21 protein-coding genes and 1 tRNA gene are annotated in these 26,634 nt (G+C 42.2%); 11 read left to right on the forward strand and 11 right to left on the reverse strand.

Features of this window, described 5'->3' with window-relative positions; translation table 11 throughout:
• The first annotated feature begins 42 nt into the window (after positions 1-42).
• Entirely contained in the window at positions 43-741 is a 699-nt protein-coding gene (locus ED557_10395) for an ATP-binding protein (GenBank protein RNC83413.1), read from the forward strand.
• Between the two features lie 110 nt (positions 742-851).
• Positions 852-1,280, forward strand: coding sequence for an iron-sulfur cluster assembly accessory protein (locus tag ED557_10400; GenBank protein RNC83113.1), 429 nt, complete (start codon positions 852-854; stop codon positions 1,278-1,280).
• A gap of 120 nt (positions 1,281-1,400) precedes the next feature.
• On the opposite strand, the gene ED557_10405 is transcribed toward ED557_10400, so the two are convergent.
• From ED557_10405 to ED557_10420, 4 genes are all read right to left on the reverse strand, one after another.
• Positions 1,401-2,654 (reverse strand): NAD(P)/FAD-dependent oxidoreductase, encoded by a 1,254-nt coding sequence (locus ED557_10405; GenBank protein RNC83114.1) that lies wholly within the window; start codon positions 2,652-2,654, stop codon positions 1,401-1,403.
• Positions 2,655-2,879: 225 nt separating this feature from the next.
• Positions 2,880-3,716, reverse strand: coding sequence for a hypothetical protein (locus tag ED557_10410; GenBank protein RNC83115.1), 837 nt, complete (start codon positions 3,714-3,716; stop codon positions 2,880-2,882).
• A gap of 6 nt (positions 3,717-3,722) precedes the next feature.
• Positions 3,723-4,625, reverse strand: a complete 903-nt coding sequence (hslO, locus tag ED557_10415) for an Hsp33 family molecular chaperone HslO (GenBank protein RNC83116.1) — start codon at positions 4,623-4,625, stop codon at positions 3,723-3,725.
• Between the two features lie 75 nt (positions 4,626-4,700).
• A complete protein-coding gene (locus ED557_10420) occupies positions 4,701-5,876 on the reverse strand; it encodes a Glu/Leu/Phe/Val dehydrogenase (protein ID RNC83117.1) in 1,176 nt (391 codons plus the stop codon).
• A 308-nt stretch (positions 5,877-6,184) separates the two neighbouring features.
• On the opposite strand from ED557_10420, the gene recJ reads away from it, so the two are divergent.
• The 4 genes from recJ to ED557_10440 all read left to right on the forward strand — a co-directional run bounded on the left by recJ (position 6,185) and on the right by ED557_10440 (position 10,293).
• Positions 6,185-7,888, forward strand: coding sequence for a single-stranded-DNA-specific exonuclease RecJ (gene recJ, locus ED557_10425; GenBank protein ID RNC83118.1), 1,704 nt, complete (start codon positions 6,185-6,187; stop codon positions 7,886-7,888).
• 245 nt (positions 7,889-8,133) lie between these two features.
• A tRNA-Phe gene (locus tag ED557_10430) sits at positions 8,134-8,209 on the forward strand.
• Between the two features lie 479 nt (positions 8,210-8,688).
• Entirely contained in the window at positions 8,689-9,294 is a 606-nt protein-coding gene (locus ED557_10435; protein ID RNC83119.1) for a hypothetical protein, read from the forward strand.
• Between the two features lie 3 nt (positions 9,295-9,297).
• Positions 9,298-10,293: a nucleotidyl transferase AbiEii/AbiGii toxin family protein gene (locus tag ED557_10440; GenBank protein ID RNC83120.1), complete on the forward strand. Its 996-nt coding sequence runs from the start codon at positions 9,298-9,300 to the stop codon at positions 10,291-10,293.
• Positions 10,294-10,311: 18 nt separating this feature from the next.
• Here the strand turns inward: ED557_10440 and ED557_10445 are convergent, their stop codons facing one another.
• The 4 genes from ED557_10445 to ED557_10460 form a co-directional block, all read right to left on the reverse strand.
• Complete coding sequence (locus ED557_10445; GenBank protein ID RNC83121.1) at positions 10,312-12,072, reverse strand: efflux RND transporter periplasmic adaptor subunit; 1,761 nt, start codon at positions 12,070-12,072, stop codon at positions 10,312-10,314.
• A gap of 10 nt (positions 12,073-12,082) precedes the next feature.
• Positions 12,083-13,369, reverse strand: coding sequence for a TolC family protein (locus ED557_10450; protein RNC83122.1), 1,287 nt, complete (start codon positions 13,367-13,369; stop codon positions 12,083-12,085).
• On the reverse strand, positions 13,366-17,106 hold the full coding sequence (locus tag ED557_10455) for an efflux RND transporter permease subunit (GenBank protein ID RNC83123.1): 3,741 nt from the start codon (positions 17,104-17,106) through the stop codon (positions 13,366-13,368). Before ED557_10455 ends, ED557_10450 begins: the two co-directional genes overlap by 4 nt.
• Positions 17,107-17,230: 124 nt before the next feature.
• Positions 17,231-17,680: a hypothetical protein gene (locus tag ED557_10460; protein RNC83124.1), complete on the reverse strand. Its 450-nt coding sequence runs from the start codon at positions 17,678-17,680 to the stop codon at positions 17,231-17,233.
• A 155-nt stretch (positions 17,681-17,835) separates the two neighbouring features.
• Between ED557_10460 and ED557_10465 the strand changes: the two genes are divergently transcribed.
• On the forward strand, positions 17,836-18,240 hold the full coding sequence (locus ED557_10465; GenBank protein ID RNC83125.1) for a response regulator: 405 nt from the start codon (positions 17,836-17,838) through the stop codon (positions 18,238-18,240).
• 5 nt (positions 18,241-18,245) lie between these two features.
• Here ED557_10465 and ED557_10470 read toward each other — a convergent pair whose 3' ends face one another.
• Genes ED557_10470 through ED557_10480 form a run of 3 tightly spaced genes read right to left on the reverse strand, consistent with a single transcriptional unit; the run spans position 18,246 to position 21,422 of the window.
• Positions 18,246-19,244 (reverse strand): acryloyl-CoA reductase, encoded by a 999-nt coding sequence (locus ED557_10470; GenBank protein ID RNC83126.1) that lies wholly within the window; start codon positions 19,242-19,244, stop codon positions 18,246-18,248.
• Entirely contained in the window at positions 19,241-20,611 is a 1,371-nt protein-coding gene (locus tag ED557_10475; protein ID RNC83127.1) for an aldehyde dehydrogenase, read from the reverse strand. The genes ED557_10470 and ED557_10475 overlap by 4 nt, the downstream gene beginning before the upstream one ends.
• Positions 20,604-21,422 carry an SDR family NAD(P)-dependent oxidoreductase gene (locus ED557_10480; protein RNC83128.1) on the reverse strand — a complete coding sequence of 273 codons (819 nt, stop codon included), beginning with the start codon at positions 21,420-21,422 and terminating at the stop codon, positions 20,604-20,606. The genes ED557_10475 and ED557_10480 overlap by 8 nt, the downstream gene beginning before the upstream one ends.
• Positions 21,423-21,549: 127 nt before the next feature.
• Here ED557_10480 and ED557_10485 point away from each other — a divergent pair, with 127 nt between their 5' ends.
• The 4 genes from ED557_10485 (at position 21,550) to ED557_10500 (ending at position 26,588) form a co-directional block, all read left to right on the forward strand.
• The gene (locus ED557_10485) at positions 21,550-23,763 is read left to right on the forward strand and encodes a PAS domain S-box protein (GenBank protein RNC83129.1); all 2,214 of its coding nucleotides are present in this window, start codon (positions 21,550-21,552) and stop codon (positions 23,761-23,763) included.
• Complete coding sequence (locus ED557_10490) at positions 23,760-24,167, forward strand: response regulator (protein RNC83130.1); 408 nt, start codon at positions 23,760-23,762, stop codon at positions 24,165-24,167. Before ED557_10485 ends, ED557_10490 begins: the two co-directional genes overlap by 4 nt.
• Positions 24,164-25,324 carry a DUF2911 domain-containing protein gene (locus ED557_10495; protein ID RNC83131.1) on the forward strand — a complete coding sequence of 387 codons (1,161 nt, stop codon included), beginning with the start codon at positions 24,164-24,166 and terminating at the stop codon, positions 25,322-25,324. The genes ED557_10490 and ED557_10495 overlap by 4 nt, the downstream gene beginning before the upstream one ends.
• 85 nt (positions 25,325-25,409) lie before the next feature.
• On the forward strand, positions 25,410-26,588 hold the full coding sequence (locus ED557_10500; protein ID RNC83132.1) for a hypothetical protein: 1,179 nt from the start codon (positions 25,410-25,412) through the stop codon (positions 26,586-26,588).
• Positions 26,589-26,634 lie beyond the last annotated feature (46 nt).

Below are 26,634 nucleotides of genomic sequence, written 5' to 3' on the forward strand. Positions count from 1 at the left end.
TCAGGCTTTGATCAATCGTCAAAAATAGAAGGTGGCAATTCTATGAAAGACGAGATGGAATTTTATTTACAGCATACCGGAAATGTTGAAGTTTCTGATATGAAAAGACAAGATCTTAAGAATCTGATCGCTACTGGAGAAAGCTCATTCCTGGAATTCAAGCAAAAGGTCGCTTCCCCCGAAAAAATAGCCAGAGAAATTGCTGCTTTTGCCAACACTGATGGAGGGAAGATTCTAATTGGAGTTTCTGATCAGGGAGAAATTGTAGGGGTGGAAAGCTATATGGAAGAAGAATTCTGGCTTTCTCAGGCAATAGACGATGTCTGTGTTCCTTCTCCCGAAATCAATATCCAATTAATTAGCGTGTCAGGAAGGGATGTGCTTTTAGTCGATGTAAAGGAATCTGATGAAAAGCCTATATACTTGAAAGGAAAGAAGGGAAGGAAGGTTTTCGTACGCCGTGAGGACGAAAGTGTACTGGCTTCAGATGAGTGGATTGAAGTCCTAAAAAGCGGGAGCAAAGAAGAGGGGGTTACTTTTGAATATGGAGAAAAGGAGCGTCTCTTATTTCGGTTTTTGAATGAGTATAGCGACATCACCGTAGAACGGTTTTCGATTTTAATAAATACAACTACCTATACCGCCGCTAAAATACTGGTGAATTTAGTAAGCGCAGGGGTATTGGATCTATTTGAACGCGATGGAGTAGCCCATTATACTTTTTCCAAGAAAAGTGCGTAATTTCAAAGTCATTCTGAGGATACTTCAGAAGAATCAACGAAAACCTATTAACCGCTCTATTTCGTTGATCCTTCGCGTTCACTCAGGATGACAATAGAACTACAAGAGAAATGAGCACAAAAGAAGACAATTTAGACGACGTAATTGCCTCACTGATTGATTTTGAGGAAGAGGAGTTCTCTACCTTGGAAGAGAAGCAGGAGCTAACAGGAGAACCTGTTACGCTTACCGAAAGAGCCGCTAAACAAGTGGAGAAGATCAAGGACGGAGATTCCAGCCACCAAAATCTGTATTTAAGAGTAGCTGTTGAAGGTGGTGGTTGTTCAGGACTAAGCTACAAGCTCGGGCTAGATCATAGGATGGACACAGATACTGTATTCGAAAGCTTTGGTGTAGAGCTTATTGTAAACCCAGATCATTTATTATATCTGGAAGGTATTGAGATTGATTATCCGGATGGATTAGACGCCCGCGGCTTTACCTTCGATAACCCTAATGCCGTAGACAACTGCGGTTGCGGGACTAGTTTTTCGATCTAGTATAGAGGTCATCCTGAGCATACCTGCGAAGGATCTAACCATTTACTCGACTAGATTCTTCGGCAGTAGCCCGCCTTCCGTAGCTTACTGCGGAGGACAGGCCTCAGAATGACTAAATAGTCATTCCTCAGTCACATTCTTCTTGGCGATTAACCGCACCCCTCGTTTAAAAGTGATGTAATGCCAAATCCATTCCGCGAATACTCTAAATCTATTTCGAAAACCAATCAAAAAGAAAATGTGAACGACCCCCCAAAGCACCCACGCAAAAAAGCCAGTTAATCTAAAACCATTTACATCGGCTACAGCCTTAGCCCGACCAATAGTAGCCATGATACCCTTATCGTTATATTTAAAAGCACCACGCTCCTTACCCTTCTGCTCACCTTTCAGAAGCTTCCCTACAAAACGCCCTTGTTGAATGGCAGGCTGAGCCACACCTGGAAGAGGCGTTCCATCTTTATCAGGAAAATGAGCGGCGTCTCCCAGAACAAAAATATTAGGATCGGAAGGAATGGAAAGATCGGGGTTAACTTTTATCCGACCGGTTCTGTCAGAATCTTCATTCAGCTGGTTTAATACTGAGGTTCCAGCAACTCCTGCAGCCCAGATTACATTGGGAGTTTCGATAAAATGGTTTTTGAGATGTACCCCCTCTTTGGTGATGTCCTGAACCGGTGAATTCAAAATTACCTGTACACCCATTTTAGTAAGTGAATTCAAGGCGCTTTCCGAAAGTTTTTCATGGTATCCGTTTAATACCGTGCCCGCTGCTTCCACCAAATACACCGTGGTCTCGTTTTTATGGAAGTTGTGGTAATCGCGCATCATGTTTCGCTTGGCAATTTCAGCAATAGAACCCGCCATTTCTACCCCCGTTGGTCCCCCACCAATTACTACAAAGGTGAGATAAGGCTTTCGATCTTCCAGTTCCGGAATCTTCTCTGCTTTCTCGAGTGAAAGTAGAATACGTTCACGAATTCGGATGGCGTCATCTAGTGATTTTAACCCAGGCGCATATTTTTCCCATTCATCATTTCCAAAGTAGTTGTACTTGGCCCCTGTAGCTAAAATGAGGTAGTCGAAAGGGATTACATCGCCATCAGCGAGTTGAATGGATCGGTCGTCTTTGCTAATTGCAACAACCTCACCAAGAATCACATCCACATTTCTCTGCTTGCTAAACACCGACCGTATCGGCACAGCTATATCACCGGGAGAGAGAGCCGCAGTAGCAATTTGGTATAATAAGGGTTGAAAGAGGTGATGATTAGATTTATCAATAATGGTGATTTTGAAATCATTTCCTTTCAAGGACTTTGCAACCTCTATACCTGCAAATCCACCACCAACTATTACTACTCGAGCAGCCATTTTTTTGGGCTAAATTTTGATTGGGCGGTTAAAGTTAAGGCTTAATTGATATTGGATAAAGTACAATAAATTAGTATCCATTAGTTACTCACTGAGCTTAAGTGTTATTCGTTAATGGTTATTGGTGAACGACCTTTCCAATAACCATTAACGAATAACCAATCACGCACAAAGGTTACCAAAAAAAGTTTATATGTAAATGCTTAGTAGCATCTATAAAACAAATTAGCTTTTGGTAGGCGCTTGCTTAGAAATCTTGATTTCAATGTCTTCCAGCGCATCAATTTCATTTTCTTCGATAACAATCGAAGGCTGAGGTTGCTTCGCAGAGAGGTTTTTACTTCGAAACTTCCTTTCTATGACCTGCTGAAGATCCTCCACTAATTCTATCAGCTTTTCTTTCCGTTTTATCTTCTTACGCCGAATGAATCGGGAGATAAAAAAAGCAGCTATAGAAAACATTCCCGAAATAATAAGCATGGGAGCAGTTCCATCATTTCCTGCTTGACCAAATACAACTCCTGCAAATAGCATCACAGCGGTAAACAAACCAGCCACAACAAAAGGATAGAACTTGTTATAGGTTTGTAGATTTTGGGTGATGGTAATTTTCTGCCCAGCTTCTTGTGGAGATATTTCCAGGGTAGGGGAAGAAGAGGTTTCAAAGAATCTATTGATCCCGGAGGGCATTGCTTTCCAGTATATATTCCCTTTTCGGCGGCTTACCTTCCCGATAGAATTGAAGTGATATTCGCACATGGCTCGTATTTCGTGCATTAAAGCACTATCAATTGAACCGTTAGCATAACCCACTATTTTCGCTTTTGAGCTACTTCCAGTATCAACAGAAACAGGTTCTTGGGTAGGGGAGCCAATGTACTCTACTATTGCCTCGTGAATAAATTCCCTTTGGATAGCCAGGTTTTCACCAATAGAATATGCCGTATCAAAATCTTCAGAAGTGGGCAGCAATTCTTTATTTGGAGATTGCTGATGGTATTTTTGGAGAATGGTAGCTCGTTTGATTATAAACCGTATATCATCTTCTGAAAGTCTGCCCATCGTGAATTAGTTTAGTTTTGCTTGTGCCTGAGTTATTAATTGAGCGATGTCTTCTTTCGAAATGTTCTCTCTATTGTTGCAGTAGTGGCACGCCACTTCCTGCCCTTCTCCTTCCAGTTCTTTGAGATCATCCATGCTCAGCATAGCAAGGGCATCCATGAATCGCTCTTTGGAGCATCTGCAAAAGAAATCAACCAGTTGACGGCCTAGCTCTTTTACCTTAATCGGAGAGATTGCTTTAGTCATAATCTCGTCGATGTATTGTCCATCTGACAAAAGCTGATCAATAGGAGGAAAGGAACCGAGACGCTCCTGAAGCATATCTATTTGTCCCTCCGGCGCATCCGGTAGGCGTTGAAGAAGTATGCCCCCTGCTTCTGTAACTTCTCCTGCTTCATTAATACCAACATCTAAAAGAACTGCTGAAGGTATTTGCTCAGACTGAGCAAGATATTGAGCTACATCAGAAGTGATATCTCCTGCTACAATCTGAATACTGGAGGTTCTTGGTTCAGCTTCGTTATAGAGCACTTTTGTAAATGTCAGGATACCTTCGCCAATACCATCTCCAATTTGTACCGAAGCATCATTATAGTCGAGTTCAACTGATGGACTGCCAACATACCCCCGCATCTCTCCCAGGCTATTTGCCTCAGCTAAAATGGTACCAACAGGACCATTACCATCAAGGCGAAGTTGGATACGCTCTTCTTTTTTTAGTTCCGAAGCGAGCAGCATAGCAGCTGTTAGAGCTTTACCTAGTAATACTGTGTTTAATAATGAAAGCTGATGTCGTTCCATTGCTTCTTTTACAACATCAGAAGTTTTTATTACCGAAATCTTAAAATGCCCGTCCTCAGTAATTCCCTTGATAAGCCGGTCTTTAAATTCGTATTCCTCTCGATTCATGAATGTTCAATAATAGATTAAATAAAAAAACCCCGATGAAAGTCGGGGTTCAAAGATACGGATTAAACCTGTGAATTAACGGCGGTCTGTCATATACATTTCGCCGAGTCTTCCTGAGAAATGGCTTTTGGAGGAGTACTTAGATTTCAAGCGAGCCACATCTGCAATTCGCTTTTCAGCAAGAATGTTGGATGCCTTATGTGTTGGAGTATTATGGTCCTCAGAATAGCTAAGGATATTCAGGGTAGTATCATAAATTTTTGCGGTCTGATTCATGGCCTGCTCACGATTATATCCTTCCAGTTCACTGGAAATGTTGATGACTCCACCGGCATTAATTACATAATCAGGAGCGTAGATGATTCCACGATCAACAAGCATTTGCCCATGTACGTCTTCATTATCCAGGATATTGTTAGCACCTCCTGCTATTATAGGGCACTTAAACTGATCCATGGTGTCATCATTAACCACACCACCAAGGGCGCAAGGGGCAAATACATCCACATCCAGTCCATAGATTTCGTCCGGAGAAACAACGGCTCCGCCTACTTCCTCAGCCAGCTTATTGGCTTTTTCAGCGTAGATGTCGGAAATAAATAATTTAGCGCCCTCATCGGCTGCGCGCTTAGCAAAAAAAGAAGCCACATTTCCGGCGCCCTGAAGAGCAATCTTTTTCCCTGCCAGAGAATCGTTGCCAAAAGCTTTTTTAGCACAGGCCTTCACTCCCATAAACACTCCATAAGCAGTGACAGGAGAGGGATTTCCACTTCCACCCAGGGTCTCAGGAATTCCGGTTACATACTTGGTTTCAGAATAAATCCATTCCATATCCTGAACTGTCATTCCTACATCTTCTGCAGTAATGTATCGGCCGGCGAGTCCATCTACAAAGCGACCAAATGCCCTAAAGAGTGTTTCATTTTTATCTGTATGAGGATCTCCAATAATAACTGCTTTACCACCACCAAGGTTTAACCCTGAAATAGCAGATTTATAGGTCATACCTCTCGAGAGGCGAAGTACATCACGCATAGCCTCTTCTTCCGTTTGATACATCCACATTCGTGTACCGCCAAGAGCGGGGCCCAATGTGGTATTATGGATAGCAATGATCGCCTTGAGCCCAATTTCGGGGTCGGAACAAATTACAACTTGCTCATGCTCCATTTCTTGAAGCGTGCTAAAAACAGGGAATTTTTCTTTATCGAGGGAATTCACAGAAGTTTCTCTAACAGGGGTGTCTAGCATGAAATTTTTATTGATTGGAACCGCTTCCAAAGCTCTCGCTTTATCCACTTAATATCCACAAAAATAATACCTCGATTATAATAAGTAAAAAGGGAAAAGGTTATTAATTGTAATGCGAAAATGGTGCTTGTTAATTATTAAACGCAATAATGCAACAGTTCACGAATTTGGTGATTTAGCAGGGCGCTATGCAATGAAAGTTTTCAACATTATTGTATTTTAGAATCGTTGAAAAAAATTTAACACCTGGTGTTACGGTTTGATCGCCGGACAACCTTTTATGTATAAAAGAAAAAGAAAGGATAACAATGTCATTCCGCTGGGTGTACGCACAGCCGGAGCAGAAGGAACGCGTGCCTGTATTGCAGCAGGCGCTCGGAGTTCCGGAAAAAATAGCCCATTTGCTGGCTATTCGTGGCATAGAAAATTATGATGATGCAAAGACTTTTTTCAGACCTACAATAGATCTTCTATATGATCCTTTTTTAATGAAGGACATGGACAAAGGTGCTGAGCGCCTTGCGTTGGCTATTCGTAAAAGCGAAAAAGTGCTGGTGTATGGAGATTATGATGTTGACGGAACCACAGCAACAGCATGTCTGTACACCTTTTTGCAGGAATTCGGAGTGGATGCCGATTACTATATCCCTCATCGATTCAAGGAGGGGTACGGGATTAATCCGGAGGGTATTCAATACGCCGAAAGTGTAGGGGCCAAACTGATCGTCTCCGTTGATTGCGGCATTACAGCCATCGAAGAAGCAGAAGAAATGAAGGCCAAAGGAATGGAGCTGATTATCTGCGATCACCATACCGTAGGTGATTCAATTCCTGATGCCGTAGCTGTACTTGACCCAAAGCGCCCTGATTGTACCTATCCTTTTGATGGCCTGTCGGGAGCCGGGGTTGGATTCAAGCTGATTCAAGGAACCCTGGAGCGATTAGGCCTTCCAGGTAGCATAGCCAACAAGTTTTTAGACCTGGTGGCGATCTCTATCGCTTCTGATATCGTGCCTATTATAGACGAGAACCGCATTTTGATGAAAGCCGGACTTCAGATGATTCAGAGCTCTCCCCGCGTGGGAATTAAAGCCTTGATGGAGCTCATTAAAATGCCAATAGAGGATATTAACACCTCAAAAATTGTGTTTTCTATTGGCCCGAGAATTAACGCGGCCGGTCGAATGGGTGATGCAAGCGCTGCTGTAAAACTAATGGTGGCCGATTCCTATGAGGAAGCCCGGCTGTTGGCCCATGAGCTAGAGTCCATCAACCTGAAAAGGAGAGATAAGGATACTCTTACGATGGAAGAGGCAATGAACCAGATTCATGATGTACTGGATATGGATGAGATCTCTACCCTGGTGTTGTATAAAGAAGATTGGCATCTTGGGGTTATCGGGATTGTGGCTTCCAGGTTAGTGGATATGTTCCATCGCCCGGCAATCATGCTGAGTAATGTAGAAGGCAAAATCAAAGGCTCGGCCCGAAGTATTAAGGGCTTCAATATTTACAATGCACTTAAACAGTGCGAAGATTTACTGGAGCAATTTGGAGGACACGAATTTGCTGCAGGCTTGACTCTTGAAGAAAAAAACCTTTCTGAATTCCGCCGAAGAGTAAATCAAATTGCATATCAAGGGTTGTCAGAGTCTAATTTTGAGCCAGAAATCTCCATCGACTCCAAGCTCAATTTTGCTGAAATAGATATGAAGTTTTGGAAGCTCCTATCCCAGTTTAAACCTTTTGGGCCCTCGAACCTTCGCCCGGTATTTGTTTCAGAAGGCGTGCAGGTAGTGGGAATTCCTTCAGTGGTAGGTAATGGTCATCTTAAAATGAAAGTGAAGCAAAACGGATCCGGGGTGTTCGATACTATCGGTTTTAATATGCATGAATACCTGCCCTCCATTCGTGGCGGCGAAACCTTTGATATTGCTTATGTATTGGAAGAGAATTTCTGGAATGGCCGGCGTACCCTGCAGATACGTTTGAAAGATATCCATCTTTCTTAAATAACCCAGTTTCGGGATAGGAAACGCTCTTCGAATACCAAAAGGGTCATTCCGCGGCGAAAGCCGGAATCTGAAACGGCTAAACAGGTATACCTTTACAGATCCCAGGTCGGAGCCCGGGATGACTGAAAAGCTTGTTTAAAGGTTCTACTGAAAGTTTCCTATTCAAAAGCAGATTAAACAAACAAAGTCCACCTTTGTATTGTATCTAGATATTAAAGGAGGTATCTTTGTCGCCCTTCGGAGGGACTGTAGCTCAGTTGGTAGAGCAACGGACTGAAAATCCGTGTGTCGGCGGTTCAATTCCGCCCGGTCCCACGATAACATTTAAACCCTGATTCAAAATTTTGAGTCAGGGTTTTTTTGTTAGTGACCAGGCATAATGTCTTTACATAGTTAGGCAATAAGCAAAAGCAATTTTGAAGAATTGTATTCATCTTATTTTTAATACACCACATTGCCGTACAAATGAAATTGAACCGGAGATCACTAAACAAACGAATCAAGCAAACTTCAATGGAACGAAGCTTCAAAATGTAAAGCTGCCTGTTCCTCCCACTCGAAGAACAACACCGCATTGTTCAGCGCATCGAAACTTTTTGCTATTTGCGATGAGTTGAAAGCCCAACTGGAGCAACGAGAGAAAGTGAATGAGCGGTTAGTTAAGGGGCTGATACAGGAAGAGTTATAGTTAAAAGAGCTTATTCTATGATTCGGAAATAAGTAACCACGTCTTTTTTGAATACATATTCTGTCACAAATATTTACTAAATTTGTGACAAGATTTAAATAAAAATTTAGTGAAAACAGCTGAAGAACAAATAGTTAAGCGATTAAGAGACTTTAAGCGTGGAAAAATTTTTTTCCCGGAAATGTTTTATGACCTCGCAACAAACGAAGCAGTACGCAAGGCTCTTGTCCGGTTAGAGAATGAAGGGATATTGGTTCGGTTGGCTCATGGCATTTACCTTTTCCCAAAAGTCGATGAACAATTGGGAGTTCTTTATCCCCCCATTGATATTATTGCCAAAGCAGTTGCTAAAAGAGATAAGGCTCAAATAATTCCAACAGGAGCTTATGCCCTGAATAAGCTGGGCTTATCTACCCAGGTGCCACTTAATGCGGTATATTTAACCGATGGATCCCAGCGGAGTATCAAAGTTGGAAACAGGAAGATTCAATTTAAGCGCACGGTTCCTAAAAACCTGGCGGTAAAGGGAACAATCAGTGGCCTGGTGATTCAGGCACTGCGCGAAATAGGAAAGGAAAACACTACCGGGCAACAACTAATAAGAATTCAGGATCTTCTGAAGAAAGAAGACATTCAGCTTTTGAAACACGATGCGAAACTGGCTCCTGCATGGATTAGAAAGATCATGTTGGCTGAAGTGGAAAATGGAGGATAGACTATGAGTGCGTGGTTTGAATTACCCGATGACCGAAAGAAGCTAATATTTGAACAAACAGGTGCCCGGTTAGGATTGCCACCAGCCGCAGTAGAAAAAGACTGGTGGGTTACCCTTACTCTTCAATCTATTTTCGAGCTCCCGTTAGCTGATCGAATTGTATTTAAAGGAGGAACTTCATTAAGCAAAGGCTGGAACCTTATTCAGCGATTTTCAGAAGACATCGATCTGGCTATTGATAGAGAGTCATTTGGTTTTGCCGGAAGCTTAGGAAAAAAGAAAATAACCAAGCTCAGGAAAACGATCCGAAACTTTGTTTTGGAAGAATTCACACCGACTCTGGAAGAGAAACTTAAAGAGAAAGGTGCGGATGTAACATTACAAGTAAACCCAAACCCGAATTCAGATGCCGACCCATCCAAAATAGAAATTCAATACCCAGAATTAACAGATAGAGTTTCGTATCTGCCTCCCAGAGTGTTAGTAGAGCTGAGTGCCCGATCGTTGTTTGAGCCTTTTGAAGGCAGAATAATAGGCCCGATTATTAACCCAATGTTGGATTCTGTGGGATTGAAGTTCCTTGAATTTGAAGTTCCCTGTGTATTACCACAAAGAACCTTTTTGGAGAAAATATTTCTGCTTCATGAAGAGTTTCAACGGAATGAAGAAGAATTAAGGGCGGAGAGGCTTAGCAGGCATTTATATGATCTTCACAAAATGATGGATGAGAACCTGGCCACATCTGCTCTACAAGATGAAGAATTATACAAAGGAATAATTGCTCATCGGGGGCAATTTACAAGATTAGCCGGCATTGATTATACAAATCATCTTCCGGGCAATGTAAATCTTATTCCTCCTCCAAAAGTAATAGCTCTTTGGGAAGCAGATTACCGGGCGATGCAGGAGAACATGATTCAAGAGGATTCGGTGTCATTCGGGCAGCTAATGAAGCGAATGGAACAATTAATGGAAAGAGTGAACGCGATAAAATTTTAGAATGGCATTTGAACCCCCTCAAAACTCCAACCACACTATCGTCTCCCCACAATGGCTCATATCTTCACCGAGATAGGGATTGGCAATTTCTTCTTGTTCGCTTAGCCAGTAAGCGCCGGCTCCATTATTAGTCATGGGGCAGAACTGTTCGTAATACACCCCCTGAATTTGGAAGTATTTAACGGTTTCGATGAGTTGAGCAGACAAGTCTCTAAAAGAGCTTCGTTGCTCTTCAAGAGAAGAGGAACTTAAAATGGATTCTGTACTCGTTTTAAGAGCTGGGAATTCACTCATCCACTCCATGTGATCTTCACCATCCAACAGCTCCATATCCAAGGCATTAAGAGAACTAAGAACTTGTTGTGCTGATGCAGCTACCGCTCCGGGATTTGATTGTACCAGGTTATTTTTAAGCTCCAGGTATTCGGAGATTACTAATACTAACTGATCGCGGAAATCTTCATTTACTTCGGCCATTTCCATCATCATCATGTGATGCTCATGTTCAGGTTCAGGTTGTGTTGTATTCGTTTCAGAATTTCTATTCATCATGCTAAGCTTGTCCGCTAGCTGGGCAGCACTGTCTAATTTGAACGCGCCGTTGGTCACAACAAGTTCTCCTTCTTGCAAACCTTCTATCACGATATAATGATCTCCTACTCGCTCCCCAAGGGTAATTTCCCGGGCTGAAAAGGTAGGCTCTGAAGTACCACGTTCCTGCACAAATACTACCGACCTGGTGCCCGTCCAAAGAACAGCAGAAGTGGGGATTAATAGTTGATCGGCCTCACTTATTTGTGCATTCAAAATTCCTTCTACCAGCATATTTGGTTTTAGTCGGAGGTCTTCGTTATCTGCTTCAACACGGAATTGTAAAGACCGGGAAGAGTTCTGGATAACAGGATCTATATAATCCACCGTCCCTGAAAAGCTTTGTCCGGGATAAGAGGGGGTGGTGAATTCTAGCTTCTGACCAACTTCGAGAACCGATACATTCGACTCAAAGGCATCGAACATCACCCATACCGAGGATAAATCGGCCACCTCATACATCAAGGAGCCTTCCATTACGTGTTTTTGTCGTTGTACATTTATTTCCTGAACATAACCGGATACTGGGGAAACAATGTCCACACTCTCCATGACCATGTTTTCCGCTTCAATTTCGTCGATGGTAGCAAGCGGGAGTTCCCAAAGCTCCAGTTTCCTTCGCGCAGATTGATACAGAGTAGGGTTCTGTTCTTTGTATTTAGCAGTCTCAAATAACTCCTGCTGGGCGGCAATTAACTCGGGTGAGTAAATAGAGGCTACTGGTTCGCCTTCTTCTATATAATCCCCTTTGAAATCCACATATAAATCAATAATTCTGCCGGGAATATGGGAAGAAATAGCAGAACTCTTCCTCTGATTCACGGCTACTTTACCGGGTAGTCGAAGTGTGGAAATTGCAGTGGACTTAATGACCGGAGAGGTTTCGATCTCGGCAAGTTGCATGGCAGCCTGGCTCATTACCAAACTATTCGGATCAGCTTCTGAAGAATTATCATCAACTGGAATGAGAGTCATACTACAAATAGGGCAGTTGCCAGGTTCTGATTGCCGGATTTGAGGGTGCATGCTACACGTGTAGATTATCTCTCCATCCTCATTGGTATGCGCTTCTGCAATATGTTCATCCAGGCTTTGGGGCTCTGATCCCCCACTAAATAGCAACGCGCCAATCAGGATTCCACTAATACCAACAGCCGCATAAACAATATAAGTTCTTAGGTTTTTCATAATTCTGTGATCAATAGTTAATGTCTTCAGGAGAGGTGTTTTGTTCGCCGCTTAAGTAGCGTAAATAGCTAAAAGCCCGGAACTCATCCGCTTCGGCTTTTATTCGCTCGAATTGATAAGAAAAAAGTCGTCGCTCAAGCCTTAAAATTTCTTCGAATTGCAGGTTATCGGATACATAGGACTGAAGGAGTACATTCACTGCTTGTTCAACCCGGTAAATCTGCTGTTCAGTATAGAGCTCATATCGTCGCCTGGCATCTTCTAAGTCTCTTAATGCCGTATAGAAACTCGTTTCAAGTTGGTTCTCTAAGTGCATGGTATTGTATTGGGCGGCAGAATGTATAAGCGAGGCTTCTTCTACCTTAGCCTGATATTTCTTTCGGAACAAAGGGACTTTAATATTCAACCGAACCACCATAGCATCCTTTCCATTATCGGTTAGGGAAGTAACATCATCTCGTTCTCCAGTGGCTATATAATCCAGCCCTACACCAAAAGAAAGTCTTCCAACATTTTCGGCGATCTCAATACTCGTTTCGGCAGCACTCTCTCTATACCTCAGCTGATTCAGGTTAGGGTTCCTTGAATGTACCTGTTCCAGCCAGGCCTCTTCATTGAATGAATCAAAGGAGTGGAGGGATAGGGTATCGGGTGTATTAATGTTCTCGGAAGGATCAACATTTCGAAGTTCATTAAACTGAATGACCAACAAGCGCTTATTATCTTCGAGTAGCTGAATTTTGGTTTTCAGATCTTCCTGCTCAATTTGTGCACGAAGCACATCAACCTGAGGTACTAACCCGGTTTCATATTTCCTCAAACTGGTATTCACCAGAGTGTTTACGATTTCAAGGTTTTCATTCACCAGATGTATTTGCTCCTGAACAGTATAAAGTTCTGACCAGAGCACTTCCATATTGTGAAAGATTCGATTTCTTTGTTCCTGGAAAACTTCAAATCGGGCTTTGGCATTTAGTACACTTTTGGTCTCATGATCTTTAAGTGACCCAAACCAGGGAAACATCTGGGTAGCCGATATCCGCAGGCGTTGAGGGCCAAGCCGGGTTTCTATGGGGCTTACAAAATAAGCGAAGCTCAAGTCAGGGTCTGGCAAGGAACTTACTTGAGGTGCTTTCTGAAGTGCAGCCTGATATTCATTAAAAGAAGCTCTTAATTCAGGATTATTTCGAGCAGCTTCTTCCTGGTATTCTTCCAGCGTTTGCCCAAAGGTGCTCATGGGTAACGCACTAAGTAAAAGTAAGATAGATAAGAAAAGGGATGGGGATATCTGTTTCATTTCAGACTCCTTTTGAGGTTAAATTCTTTCCAGAAGGCGTAGAGAACGGGCACTACAAACAGGGTAATAATTTGGAGGAGCATTCCTCCAACACTTGGAATCGCCATGGGAACCATGATATCAGCTCCACGGCCGGTTGAGTTTAGTACAGGAAGAAGCGCCAGGATAGTCGTGGCGGTTGTCATAAGTGTAGGGCGCATCCTTCTTGTGCTGGCCTCTACCACCACTGATTTGATGTCTTCTTTGGTGGTCGGTTTTTTCTTATCAAACAACTGGTCGAGATAGGTCGCCATAACCACCCCTCCATCGGATGCCACGCCAAAAAGTGCTATAAAACCTACCCAGACCGCCACACTTAGATTTACCGTTCCCATCTGGAAAAGGTCTCTGATATTTTGCCCAAACAAGTCAAAGTTTAGGAACCAGGACTCACCGTATAACCAGACCAGTAAAAAACCACCAGCCCAGGCCACAAAGATGCTACTAAAGATCATTCCGGTTGTGGCTACCGATTTGAACTGGAAATACATAATTAAGAAAATAGCAATCAGGGCAATGGGGAGAATAACCCTAAGTCGTTTTTCAGCACGGATTTGGTTTTCATAGCTGCCAGCAAATTCGAAGCTAATTCCCGCGGGAACCACAATCGATCGGTCAGTAATTAATTGTTGAATAGTTCTCTGGGCATTTTCTACTACCTCAACTTCCGCATATCCATCCAGCTTATCGAAAATCACATAGCCAATGAGAAAAGTATCCTCACTCTTTATAGCCTGTGGACCCCTCCGGAATTCGATAGAGGCTAACTGAGAAAGGGGAATCTGAGCCCCGGTTTTGGTAGGAACGAGTAAGTCAGAAATGGCTTCGGGGTTGTCCCTGAAGTCTCGCGCGTAACGAACCCTTATTGGATAACGCTCCCTGCCTTCTACTGATGTTGAGACAGGTATACCTCCGATCCCAACTGTAACAAAATGCTGCACATCCTGAACGGTTAATCCATAGCGAGCTAGCTGGTTGCGATCCCAATCGATTTCTAAATAGGGCTTGCCTACAATTCTGTCTGCAAATACTGAAGATGGGTTTACCCCGATGGTTTGTTTTAGCACTTCTTCAAGCTGAAGCCCGAATGCTTCAATACTTTCAAGATCAGCGCCTTTTACTTTAACCCCCATAGGTGCCCTCATTCCCGATTGAAGCATTACCAATCGGGTTTGTATGGGCTGCAGTTTTGGAGCCGAGGTAGTGCCTGGAATCCTGGCGGCGCTTACAATTTCATCCCAGATGTCATCCGGAGATTGGATATGATCGCGCCATTGTCGATAGTACTTTCCACCTGGGTCAGGGATGAGTTCACCCTTTTCATCTCGGGCATATTCACCATTCTCATCTACTTCAAACCGTATTCGCCGTCCGTCTTCGTCTGTTTTGTACTCTGATTTATATTCAATCAGGTTTTCAAACATGGAGATAGGAGCCGGATCAAGGGCAGAGTTGGTTCGTCCCATCTTTCCAACCACATGCTCTACTTCGGGGATCGCAGTAACCGCCATGTCTATTTTCTGCATTACATCCATGGCTTCTTCCACTCCGGCATGGGGCATGGTTGTTGGCATCAATAAGAAAGCCCCTTCATCCAGCGCTGGCATGAATTCTTTTCCAAGTCCGGGAAAGCTTTCCTCAGCAGTAGCCCAGAATCGAGTATTTTCCAGTCCTGTTTTCCCAACTACTCCAAATACGTTACCAAAGCCCAGCCAAATTACTACTCCGAGTACCACAAAGAAGGACGGAATAGATAAGAAAGTGAGTTTATGATCCAGGCACCAGGAGATTAAAGGTTCATAGTATCGAATAACCAGCCAAAAAGTGAGGAGGATAAACCCGATTAACAGGATGACAAAGAAGAGGTTTGCCACGAAGGTATTGGAAGGGCCTAGTGGAAGCCAGTATTGAGCGAGTAACCAGGTTACAATCAGCACACTCCAAACATTATTCAGGAATGTTGCTCGCTTTGTATATCCATCGTTCATAAAACAGGTCAATCCATTGATGATCCCAAAACCCATCAAGGCAAGCCCGGCCCACACAGGTCCTACAAACAGGACAATGATACCACCAACAAGCAGAGCGATATTCCATCCAAACTTTACGATTCTCTTTTCGATCCGAATAGAGAAAAGCCAGTGAGCAAAAGGAGGGATTAGGGTGATTGAAATAATAATAGAAGCAACAAGCGCAAAGGTTTTGGTATAAGCCAGGGGTTTGAACAGCTTTCCTTCCGAAGCAATCATGGTAAAGACGGGTAGGAAGCTCACAATAGTGGTTGAAACAGCGGTGATAACAGCAGAGGCTACCTCGGTAGTTGCGGTATAAATTACCTCCAGCAATGACTCACCTTCCTTCCGGTTCTCCATATGCCGGAGCATGTTTTCGGAAAGGATAACTCCCATATCCACGATGGTACCAATAGCGATGGCTATACCCGAAAGCGCAACAATATTAGCATCTATACCTCCATACTTCATGGCGATGAAAGTCATTAGCACAGCTACCGGAAGCATGGCAGAAATGAGGAATGAAGTACGCAGGTTCATCACCATAATCACAATCACAATGATAGTAATGAGTATTTCGAGGCTGAGTGCTTCCTCCAGGGTGCCTAATGTTTCAGAAATCAATTCGGATCGGTCATAAAAAGGGACGATTGTAACCTTGGACTCTCTGCCATCAGCGAGAGTTTTTGTGGGAAGCCCGGGACTTAACTCCTCAATTTTCTCTTTTACATTTTCAATGACCTGCTGGGGATTGGCTCCTTGTCGTGCTACTACCACTGCTCCAACAGCTTCGGCTCCGGATTTGTCCAGCGCACCCCTTCTCATAGCCGGTCCCATGGCAACGCGTGCTACATCCTTTATTCGGATGGGGGTATTATCTACTACTTTTACTACCGATTCTTCCAGGTCGCTTATTCCCTGAATGTATCCCAGCCCTCGAACCAGGTATTCTGCTTTATTTAACTCGATGGTTCTTGCGGCTACTTCGGTATTGCTTTTTCGAACAGCATTGAAAACATCAACAAGAGAGATATTGTAAACCTGTAGTAAATTGGGGTTTACATCAACCTGGTATTCTTTTACATAGCCTCCGATAGGTGCGACTTCAGCTACTCCCTCAGCTCCTGAAAGGGCATAGCCCACATAATAGTCCTGGATGCTGCGTAACTCCTGGGGATCCCAACCTCCAGCTGGATTACCTTCGGCATCTCTTCCCTCTAGGGTATACCAAAAAACTTGTCCGAGTGCTGTAGCGTCAGGGCCAAGGGAAGGTTGTACTCCATCCGGTAATGTTCCGCCAGGCAGTGAATTTAGTTTTTCAAGGATACGCGACCTGCTCCAGTAAAAATCTACGCCTTCTTCAAAGATTACATAGATGCTGGAAAAGCCAATGATGGATGTACTTCGGACGGTCTTTACGCCTGGTACCGTAAGCAACTGTGTGGTTAGCGGATAGGTAATTTGATCTTCCACATCTTGTGGGGATTGTCCGGGCCAGGGTGTATAAACGATCTGCTGATTCTCACCCAGGTCAGGAATGGCGTCCACTGGAACAGGGTCATTAGGTAGTGAACCAATCGACCAACCAAATGGAGATACTACAATTCCCCATCCAACAAGCAACACCAGTAGGAGTACTGCAACCAGTTTGTTTTCCAGGAAAAACCGGATAATGGAGTTTAACATAATTCTGAATTAGTGAGATTGGCATTAGCCAAGCTCTATAGTTGTAATAGTTTTAATTGACTGACCAGTCGAAGCAAAAAAGCTAACAGCCTTCTGCTTTTGCGAAGACTATTATTACATATCTCTAAATCAGAAACGATTCATTTTCAAGAAATAAGTCCGGTGGGGAATAAGATATTTGACGCCATATAGGAGGAGGAAAAACTTCCTTTATTGATGAAAGAGAAATAGATGTATCGAAAGATTCAAAAATTAAGGAAAAAGAAATATTTATATGCATAGGCGCTGATATAACGGCATTTTTTCTAGCGGCCAATACTTCTATGCAATTACAATCTAGCATTGCATCACAGTGAGTATTCTCTGACTCACTATCATTTCCCATCCCCATTGAATCACAATCTTCTTTTTGGTCATGATGATCCATTCCTTTCATTGCTGAAGAAACTACTTCATGATCATTGCTCATCATATCACATAGAAGCATCATATCCTGAGCAGGAATCATCAAGGCAAGGCTTAATAACAGGCTTAGAATAAAAGAAGAACTAGTATATGAGCGGAATTTTTTCACGAGATAATAGTAGTAAATCAATGAATGATTTGAAAGGAAAAGAAAAGGTCTGGTTGACAAGAATGGCCCTATAGATTGCTAAAAAATAAAAACTTTGAATCATTAAAAATCTCCAATATTTTAGTCTAGATTTTATAAAAGTAGGTTTTTAGCTAATGATTGTTGATAAAGCGAAAGTTTTAATCGTGGAGGATGATGCTGTATTATGTATGCTGGCATCCAAAATGGTTGAAGAAATGGGTCATGAAGTAGTAGGCACCGTAAGTAGTGGAGAATCAGCTCTTCAACAAATTCCACTGCTAAAACCTGATATTCTTGTTTCTGATATTCATTTGGATGGCGCTATAAAAGGAACGGAACTTATAAAAGGGTTAAGAGAAGCTGGTAATCGAATGCCAGCGATTCTATTCTCAGGTGAATCTGATGCAGAGACGATTCAACAAATTGAGAGAGAAAAAGGGTTGTATTTTCTCTTAAAGCCGATAAGCTTTTTTGATTTCAAAGAAGCATTTGAAAAACTGATTTCTCTACAGAACGAAATTCCACACCTGGATTACTAACAAGTTCACTGGTGGGTTAAAGCCACTCTTCCCTGAACCTTTCCCTCCAAGATTTTCGGGATTTCATCAAGCATAGCTTTTTTATCAACGACTTTATAAAAACCATCCGGAAGCTGATCAAATGGAAGTAGAGCCGCTTCTCTCCATATCTCTTTTCTTAAAGGTTGTTCACAAAAAGCAGAATCAATACCGAGTAAAGACACTCCTCTCAGAATAAAAGGGTAGATACTTGTCTCAAGTGTATTACCAAGTACATTTCCACAACAAGCAATAGCACCCTTGCTGTACATTTGCCGAAGCAGCGCATCAAGTAAAACTCCACCAACGGTATCAATCGCCCCCGCCCATTTGCGAGATAGAAGAGGGGAAGGGCTATCAGTTAAAACTTCCTCAGGGGAAAGAAAATGTGAGGCTCCAAGTTGAGTAAGGAAATCCCTGGCTTCTTTCTTTCGGGAAACAGCCACAACTTTATATCCTAATTGAGCTAACCCGAGCACGGCAAATGAACCCACTCCACCTGTTGCTCCGGTTACAAGGATAGGGCCACTTTCAGGAGTGATAAGTTCTCGTTGCAATCGCTTGATACCATACATGGCTGTAAATCCGGCTGTTCCAAAGGTCATAGCGTGTTCAAAGGAAAAACCCTCAGGCTTAGGTACAATCCAATCAACTGGTACGCGGATGATCTCTCCAAAACCACCCCAGGTGTTGGTTCCTAAATCTCTTCCGTTAATTACAATTGAATCGCCCGGTTGGTAGGTACCTGTTGTGTCTTCGATGACTACTCCGGCAGCATCAATGCCTGATACATGAGGGTATTTTTTTGTGACCCGGTTTTTACCAGAAGCGGAAAGCCCATCTTTGAAATTGAGCGAAGAATAATGCACCCTGATGGTTACCTCATGATCGGGGAGCTCCGAGTAAGACACTTCCGATATCAGAGGGATAATTCCCTCATTTGTCTCTTTTGAAAGGATAGCGCTGAAGGAAGAAGGAATACTCATCGGAAGATGGTTTTAAGCCATTTCATTTTGCCATTGTATGGCGCGTATCTAACTGGGATATCCAGCAAGAAATTTTTCTTCATGATGCTTTTTTGGTGCGTGAAAGAATCAAAACTTGCTTTTCCATGATAGGAACCGAATCCACTGGCACCAACCCCTCCAAAGCTCAGGTGATGATTGGCGTATTGTGCCACCGTATCATTAATAGCGCCACCACCAAAAGTTACATGTTCCAGGATATATCGCTCTGTATGTTCGCTATTGGTAAATATATAGCAGGCTAAAGGACGTGGTGCGTTTCGGATTTGGGTTACCGCATCATCTAAATCAGAATAAGTAAGAACAGGAAGAATAGGTCCGAAGATTTCATCCTGCATTACCGGATCATCCCAGGTAATATTATCCAAAATAGTAGGAGCTATATATTTTGTTTCGGGATTTGTATTTCCCCCATATACCAGCGTTCCATTATCAAGGAATGCAGAAAGCCTCTCGAAATGAGTTTCGTTAACAATGCGTGGATAATCTTCAGAAGCTTCAGGGTTTTCACCATATAAAGTATGAATAGCAGATACCAGCTCTACCAGAAATTCATCTTTGATCGACGGATGAATTAGGAGGTAATCAGAGGTGATACAGGTTTGGCCGGCATTAGCAAATTTTCCCCAGGCTATTCGCTTTGCCGAAACCGCTATATCTGCAGTTTCATCAACAATGCAGGGGCTCTTTCCTCCGAGTTCCAAAGTAACAGGGATGAGTCTTTCTGCTGCTTTTTGCATTATGATTTTTCCAACACGAGTACTTCCTGTGAAAAAGATATAGTCAAAATTTAGATCCAACAATGCCTGACTCACTTCTACTCCTCCGGTACAAACCGCAACGGTATCAGAAGAAAAGTAATTGGTAATTAAAGTAGAAAGCAGCTCAGCAGTGTGTGGGGTAAGTTCAGAGGGCTTTAAGATGGCCGTGTTGCCAGCGGCCAGGGCTCCAACAAGCGGGAGCAAGCATAGTTGAACCGGATAGTTCCAGGGAGAAATGATTAAGGTGCATCCATAAGGCTCCTTGAGGATATAATTTTCTGAAGGAAAATTAACCAGTGAGGAAGGTACCCGCGTAGGCTTCACCCACTTTTGTAGATTCTTAATGGCATAGTTCACTTCGTTGATGACTAAACCGACTTCCCAACCGTAGGTTTCAAAGGGTGCTTTTCGAAGGTCTTTATGAACAGCGTCAAAAATAGCCTTTTCATTCTCTTTCAGCATGGTTTTAAGAGTAGTAAGCTGCTTCTTTCTGAAGGAAAGTGACTTCGTTTCATTAGACAAAAAGTTTTGCCGTTGAAGATCAAGGAGGCTGGAGTATTTACTCATTAGGATGCCCTTTAAAAGTGTTCATTGATTCGTAGACTTTAAATATTTGACCGGCAACAAAATCATACAGCCAGGTTGGTAATATTCCCCTAAAGAATAAAGTAGTCTTTACCATAAAAGGTGTTTTAAGGTGGATATGCTCCGCTTCAACCGAAGAGATTATTTTATCCGTAATCTTTTCAGGATCAAGAAGGGGCATAAGAAGAGGGGCTTTAACCCCGGAAAACATTCCGGTATCGATATAGCTTGGCATTACATTCAGGAACTTGATTCCGGGATGTGAATTTTTCAGTTCTAGTCGCAAAGATTCCGCCCAGCCTACGGCACCCCATTTACTAGAGGCATAAACTACCATTCCAGGGTTAGGGGTAAGACCTACTGCTGATGTAATGCTTACAATATGTCCGGAGTTTCGATCCATCATTTTGGGAAGGAATTGATTAGCTACATACATCAACCCTTTCACATTAATATCAATGGTTCGATCAATGTCTTGGCTGGAATGTTGATGAAATAATTTTCCAACTATTACTCCGGCATTATTGAAAAGGATATCTACATGCCCGAATTGCGTCAACACTTCCTTTGCAGCTCGTTCAACTTGGTCTGAACTAGATACGTCGACCTGTTGAGTGGAGACAGAATAACCCAGCTCCAAAAGTTCGTTTTTTGCGTCTTGCAATTTAGTTTCATCTATATCCCAAAGAATTAAGTGTCTTGCTCCTTTTTGGAGAGACTTTTTTCCCATCAGGTAACCGATTCCTCGAGCTCCGCCAGTTACCAATATAATCTTGTTTTGAAATGATGCCATGTGTGATATTTGCTGATCAGGCAATATGATAAAAAAGATTTCAAAAATTTGAGAATGCCTTTCAGACCAGTATTTTCAATAATTGACTGGGTTTTCTATTCACTATAAAACACAGAACTAACTAATAATGAGCCTCGAAAAGTCGTTTTGGTCCTGGAATATTCAAACCGGGGAGATTCACGCCAGTGATTCTTTAAAGGCTCTTTTTGGAATTACAACCAAAAAAACTGTTCATTTTGATTTTGCTAAATCCCTCTTTAATGAAGAACGGTTAAACAGTTTTCAATACGCTCTTCAAGCTCATGTTGAGTCAAAAGGAGAAATTCCATTTCGTTATGAAACAATCTACCAGGATGAAGGTGGCATAGACCAGATTATTGAATGGGTAGGTGAGGTAGTTTATTGGGGGGAAGACGGGAGTCCTATCTTAATGTCTGGTCATATCAAATCGAAGAAAAAAGGCTCGACAAAGAAGCAACTCATGCCCCAGGATGCCTTATTCTTTTATCGCCTGATGGACAACCTGAATGAAAGTATTTTCTTCAAGGACAAAGAGAGTCGGTTTATTCGTATCAATAATACCTGTGCCAGGAAGTTTGGCCTGGATCACCCCCGTGAAGCAATCGGAAAGACAGATTTTGATTTCTTCGAAAAAGAACATGCTCAAAAGGCCTATGATGATGAGCAGGAAATTCTCAGAACTAAAGAACCCATTTATCATCAAATTGAAAGAGAAGTATTCCTTGGTTCAAAAGAGGTGCGCTGGACTTCGACAAGCAAACAGCTACTTTATGATAATAAAGGCCGTGTAATAGGCACCTTTGGTATTACCCGTGATGTAACCAATTCCAGGTTGTTGGAAGCTGAATTGGAAGAGCAAAACAAACGGTTTTCGAAGTTATCAGAACTTGCTCCGGGCTTTCTTTATTTGCATAGAGTAGATAAGGATGGAAAAGTTAGCTTTCCATTTGTGAGTAGCGGCATAAGAGATATGTTTGATATGGGGCCCGAAATGCTGATTAATTCTTTTAAGCCCCTAATGAGGAAAGTGCACCGGGATGATATCGTACGGGTACTGCAGTCTATTACTAAATCCGTAAAGGAAGTGTCTAAATGGGATTGCGAATACCGAATTCATCACCCCGAAAAAGGAGAACGATGGGTGAAGGGAAGAGCTACTCCGGAATTGCAGGAAGATGGGAGTATCCTATCGCCTGGGTTTATCACCGATATTACTGACATAAAGAGAGTAGCCGAGATTAATGAGCGATTGAGAAAGCAATTCCAATCGGTACTAAACCAAATTCCAAACCTGATTTTTGTGAAGAACAGGCAGGGAAGATACATCATGGTTAATGACTCGGCCTGTGACTTTTTTGAGATACCAAGGGAAGAGTTTTTAGGGAAGACAGACCTGGAACTAGGTGTTGATGAAGAACGAGCAAGGCTGTTCCTGGAGGAAGACCTGAAAGTAATCGAAACCCAGGAAATCCGTTTTATCCCTGAATTTGAAACGAAGAAAAGAAGTGGGGAAAAATTTTGGCATCAAACCATAAAGCTCCCATTCAAACAAATTGACTCTCGGGAAGAAGCAGTTTTAACTATTGTTACTGACATTACTGGCAGGAAAAGAAAAGAAGAGGAGTTGGATACGACCCTGGATATTATTACCCAGCAGAATCAGAGGCTGAGAAACTTTGCCCACATCGTGTCTCATAATCTGAGGAATCATGCCGGAAATATCTCCATGTTACTTAGCCTGTACGATCCTGAGGAATCCGAAAGTGAAAAAGAGGAAATACTGGGATATTTAGAAACGGCATCTGAACGCTTGAATGAGTCTATTTCCGATTTAAATGAAATCGTTGATCAACAGCAAAAAACGGTTGATTTACGAGATGATGTAAACCTGAAAGAATTTGTTGAAAAGACGAAAGAGATTCTGATTACCGATATTCTTACGAATAATGTGAAATTCGAAGAGCAAATCCCCAATGACCTCATATTCGAATACAATCCTGCATATTTGGAAAGTATTATCCTCAATCTTTTCACTAACGCCATTAAATACCGAAAACCCGAATTACCCCCATTGATTTCAACAAAAGCATGGGAAGAGGAAGGTAGTTTTTACTTAGAAGTGAGTGATAATGGGCTGGGAATAGATTTAAATCGTCACGGTGAGAAACTTTTTGGGATGTATAAGACTTTTCATGGTAATGAAAATGCAAAAGGGATAGGACTTTTCATTACAAAAAACCAGGTGGAGTCCATGGGTGGCTCGATAGAGGTGCAGAGTGAAGCTGGACTGGGAACTACATTTAAAATACGCTTGAAATGACTACGAAAAAAAGAAGCATCTGTATTATCGACGACGATAAGGTGTACACCTTTGGCATAAAGAAGATTCTAAAAAACATGCTGCCAGAGGATAATGTTTCTACCTATGAAAATGGGAAAGAAGCACTCCAAGGCCTTACAAAGCTAGCAGAAAATGGCGATCCCATGCCAGATTTCATTCTACTGGATATAGATATGCCGGAAATGAATGGGTGGGAATTTTTAAAAAAGTTTGAACAAACAAGACAACAACTTGGAAAAGAAATCGAAATTTTTGTGATCAGTGCGAGAATAGATCATAGTGATCACACCTTATACAAAGTGGAGTGGGACGACAAGGTATCCGATTTCATTTCCAAACCTGTAAACTCTAAACACCTAAAACAATTACTGGAAAAATCATGAAAGAACTAGCATTCTCTATTTTTTTAATTCTCCTTATTACTGCTTGCAGTAATGTAGAGCACCCTGTAGAGGGAGAATCGTTCGTAACTAAGCTCGGAAATGATACCGTAGCCGTCGAAACTTTTACAAAAACAGAAAATGGCCTAATGGCGAGGGTAGCAGTAAGAGTGCCACAAACAATCCTCACCGAATATGAACTTGTTCAGGATGAATTTGGTGGAGTAAAAGAGTTCCTCGAAACGCGGTATCTGGGAGAGGATGGGTTTTCCGGGGAAGGAACCTTCAATCGGTCTATTGTAAGAGAGGGAGACTCTTTGGTAACCAATTATATCACTCGAGCGGGAAGTGAAAGAAGCTTTACCACGCTTTATGAAGAAGGAGCACTTCCTTTTATAGAAATGACTCATTGGCCCTTTGATCTCGCTCTTCAGGAAGCTGAAAAGGCAGGAGGAGATACGCTAATGCAAAATATGATCTCAGGAAACAGCATTCGGGATTTTGTAATTGCGAATCTGGGGGGTGATACACGAACAGTTCGGCATCCTTCACGCGGAGTAATGGATGTGGAAGTGAATGCTGGTGGGAAACTCCGGATTCTTGATGCTGCTCAAACCACCCGAAAACTTTATGTGGAAAGAGTTCCTGCAGTTGATATAGAAGAGGTAGCAGAGCGGTTCAAAGAATTAGACCGTCAAGGAAAATCATTTGGTGCTCTTTCCGGTGCTGTGGAAGAGGAATTCAGTATTGGATCAACAAGCTTTAAGGTGGAGTATGGTTCTCCTTTGCGAAGAGGTCGGGATTTATTTGGTGGGATTGTTCCATTTGGCGAACGTTGGAGAACCGGAGCAAACCGCGCAACTCACTTCTCCACATCTTCTGATTTAACCATCGGTTCATTAGATGTGCCGGCAGGTGATTATACCCTATTCACTATTCCGGAAGCAGATGGAGGAACGCTTATCATCAATAAGCAAACCGGCCAAAACGGGAGGAGCTATGATGAATCTCGCGACCTGGGAAGAGTGGCAATGTCGGTATTATCAAAGGATGATAATACCGAAGCTTTCACTATTACTGTTGAAGGAAGCGGAAAAGATGGAAAGCTAAACCTTATCTGGGGTAATACCGTGTATTACATCGATTTTAACATCGATTGAGAAATTTAAGAGCTGTCTTCTTTTTAGTTTTCAAACTACTGCAGGGCAGCTCTTTCGTTTAACCATATCTCTAATTCAGCAAAAGTTGACTATCTATAAAACAACACTAAGAGTACTTATTACTCTTTCGGTAACTGTATTATTAGCAGATTTTTCTTTTGCTCAGAACAATTATAAAGATGGGTATATAGTAACCATAACAGGAGATACCTTATCAGGGCAGGTCAGTTTTGATGAAAAAAGTTCTGGTAATGATAAAGTATTTATTAAAACTGCATCCTCGGTTGAAGAGTATAGCACGGGAAATGTGCAATATTTTAAACATGGTGAGGCCAGGTTTCTTCCGAGGGAAGTGGAGGTTGACCAAACACCCTTAAAAGTGACATCCTCAGGGTATTTCTCCCCGTTCACTGTACTAAAGAAAGTTTTCTTAAGAGAGGTAATTGCCAGTGAAATGCCATTGTACTATTACTATGATTTTCGACCCCATTATTTTATCAAAGGGAGGGAAGGTTTGATGGAATTGATATCAAATCAATACATCGTCATCCGAAACAACCGAAGGATACTAGTATCCAAAAATGAGTATCTATACCAGTTGCTGCTAGAAGATGAATACCCGGCCTGTTTAGATTTAAGGGTTAACAGGGTTGCTTATAATGAGTCATCGCTAAAGAACTTTATGGCGAAATGTGCAGTCAATTACGGTTTTGGCACGCTATCTAATATACCAAATGCCTATGATAGAGAAGAGATTGTCCTAAAAAAACAATTCTATGCTGGGGTTGAGTACAACTCTTTTACTTATTTGGTCCCGGAATGGGATAGTGATATAGCACCTGATTTAGAGAAAAGTGGTAGTGCACCAGGTATCAGGATAGGAGGCGCACTAAAAATTGAACGAAACAAAGAACAGAAAAAGAGGGCATTTATATTAGGCCTGGACTATTCCTATTATAAAGCTCAAAATGATGATGAATTTGAAAGTTTTGGATTCATAACATTTAGTCCAAGCTATGTAGCATTATTTTCTCCTGAAAAATTGAGTGGTTTTTTTGAGATTGGTTTGCCGTTGTCAGTCCGGGTAGGTAGTTCTGAAATCGAAAAATTTGATGAAGAAACAAAGTTTACGCCCGGTATTATCTTAGGGCTGGGAGTTCAATACGATCGATTCTTTATAAAGGGTAGATATGATCATATGGGAAAAGTTGGTAAAGCAATACAACAACGAATAGTCGGCATAATTGTAGGCATTGATCTTTAAATGTTATGGCATAATAGCGATGAGGAGTAACTACAGGTTCACAACA

This window comes from Balneola sp. (assembly GCA_003712055.1).
Classification (GTDB): domain Bacteria; phylum Bacteroidota; class Rhodothermia; order Balneolales; family Balneolaceae; genus RHLJ01.

Bases quoted from the DNA above. Each gene is read 5' to 3' on its own strand.
- ED557_10395 (RNC83413.1), top strand. From the start codon at position 43: ATGAAAGACGAGATGGAATTTTATTTACAGCATACCGGAAATGTTGAA.
- ED557_10400 (RNC83113.1), top strand. From the start codon at position 852: ATGAGCACAAAAGAAGACAATTTAGACGACGTAATTGCCTCACTGATT.
- ED557_10405 (RNC83114.1), bottom strand. From the start codon at position 2,654: ATGGCTGCTCGAGTAGTAATAGTTGGTGGTGGATTTGCAGGTATAGAG.
- ED557_10410 (RNC83115.1), bottom strand. From the start codon at position 3,716: ATGGGCAGACTTTCAGAAGATGATATACGGTTTATAATCAAACGAGCT.
- hslO (RNC83116.1), bottom strand. From the start codon at position 4,625: ATGAATCGAGAGGAATACGAATTTAAAGACCGGCTTATCAAGGGAATT.
- ED557_10420 (RNC83117.1), bottom strand. From the start codon at position 5,876: ATGCTAGACACCCCTGTTAGAGAAACTTCTGTGAATTCCCTCGATAAA.
- recJ (RNC83118.1), top strand. From the start codon at position 6,185: ATGTCATTCCGCTGGGTGTACGCACAGCCGGAGCAGAAGGAACGCGTG.
- ED557_10440 (RNC83120.1), top strand. From the start codon at position 9,298: ATGAGTGCGTGGTTTGAATTACCCGATGACCGAAAGAAGCTAATATTT.
- ED557_10445 (RNC83121.1), bottom strand. From the start codon at position 12,072: ATGAAAAACCTAAGAACTTATATTGTTTATGCGGCTGTTGGTATTAGT.
- ED557_10450 (RNC83122.1), bottom strand. From the start codon at position 13,369: ATGAAACAGATATCCCCATCCCTTTTCTTATCTATCTTACTTTTACTT.
- ED557_10455 (RNC83123.1), bottom strand. From the start codon at position 17,106: ATGTTAAACTCCATTATCCGGTTTTTCCTGGAAAACAAACTGGTTGCA.
- ED557_10465 (RNC83125.1), top strand. From the start codon at position 17,836: ATGATTGTTGATAAAGCGAAAGTTTTAATCGTGGAGGATGATGCTGTA.
- ED557_10470 (RNC83126.1), bottom strand. From the start codon at position 19,244: ATGAGTATTCCTTCTTCCTTCAGCGCTATCCTTTCAAAAGAGACAAAT.
- ED557_10475 (RNC83127.1), bottom strand. From the start codon at position 20,611: ATGAGTAAATACTCCAGCCTCCTTGATCTTCAACGGCAAAACTTTTTG.
- ED557_10480 (RNC83128.1), bottom strand. From the start codon at position 21,422: ATGGCATCATTTCAAAACAAGATTATATTGGTAACTGGCGGAGCTCGA.
- ED557_10485 (RNC83129.1), top strand. From the start codon at position 21,550: ATGAGCCTCGAAAAGTCGTTTTGGTCCTGGAATATTCAAACCGGGGAG.
- ED557_10490 (RNC83130.1), top strand. From the start codon at position 23,760: ATGACTACGAAAAAAAGAAGCATCTGTATTATCGACGACGATAAGGTG.
- ED557_10495 (RNC83131.1), top strand. From the start codon at position 24,164: ATGAAAGAACTAGCATTCTCTATTTTTTTAATTCTCCTTATTACTGCT.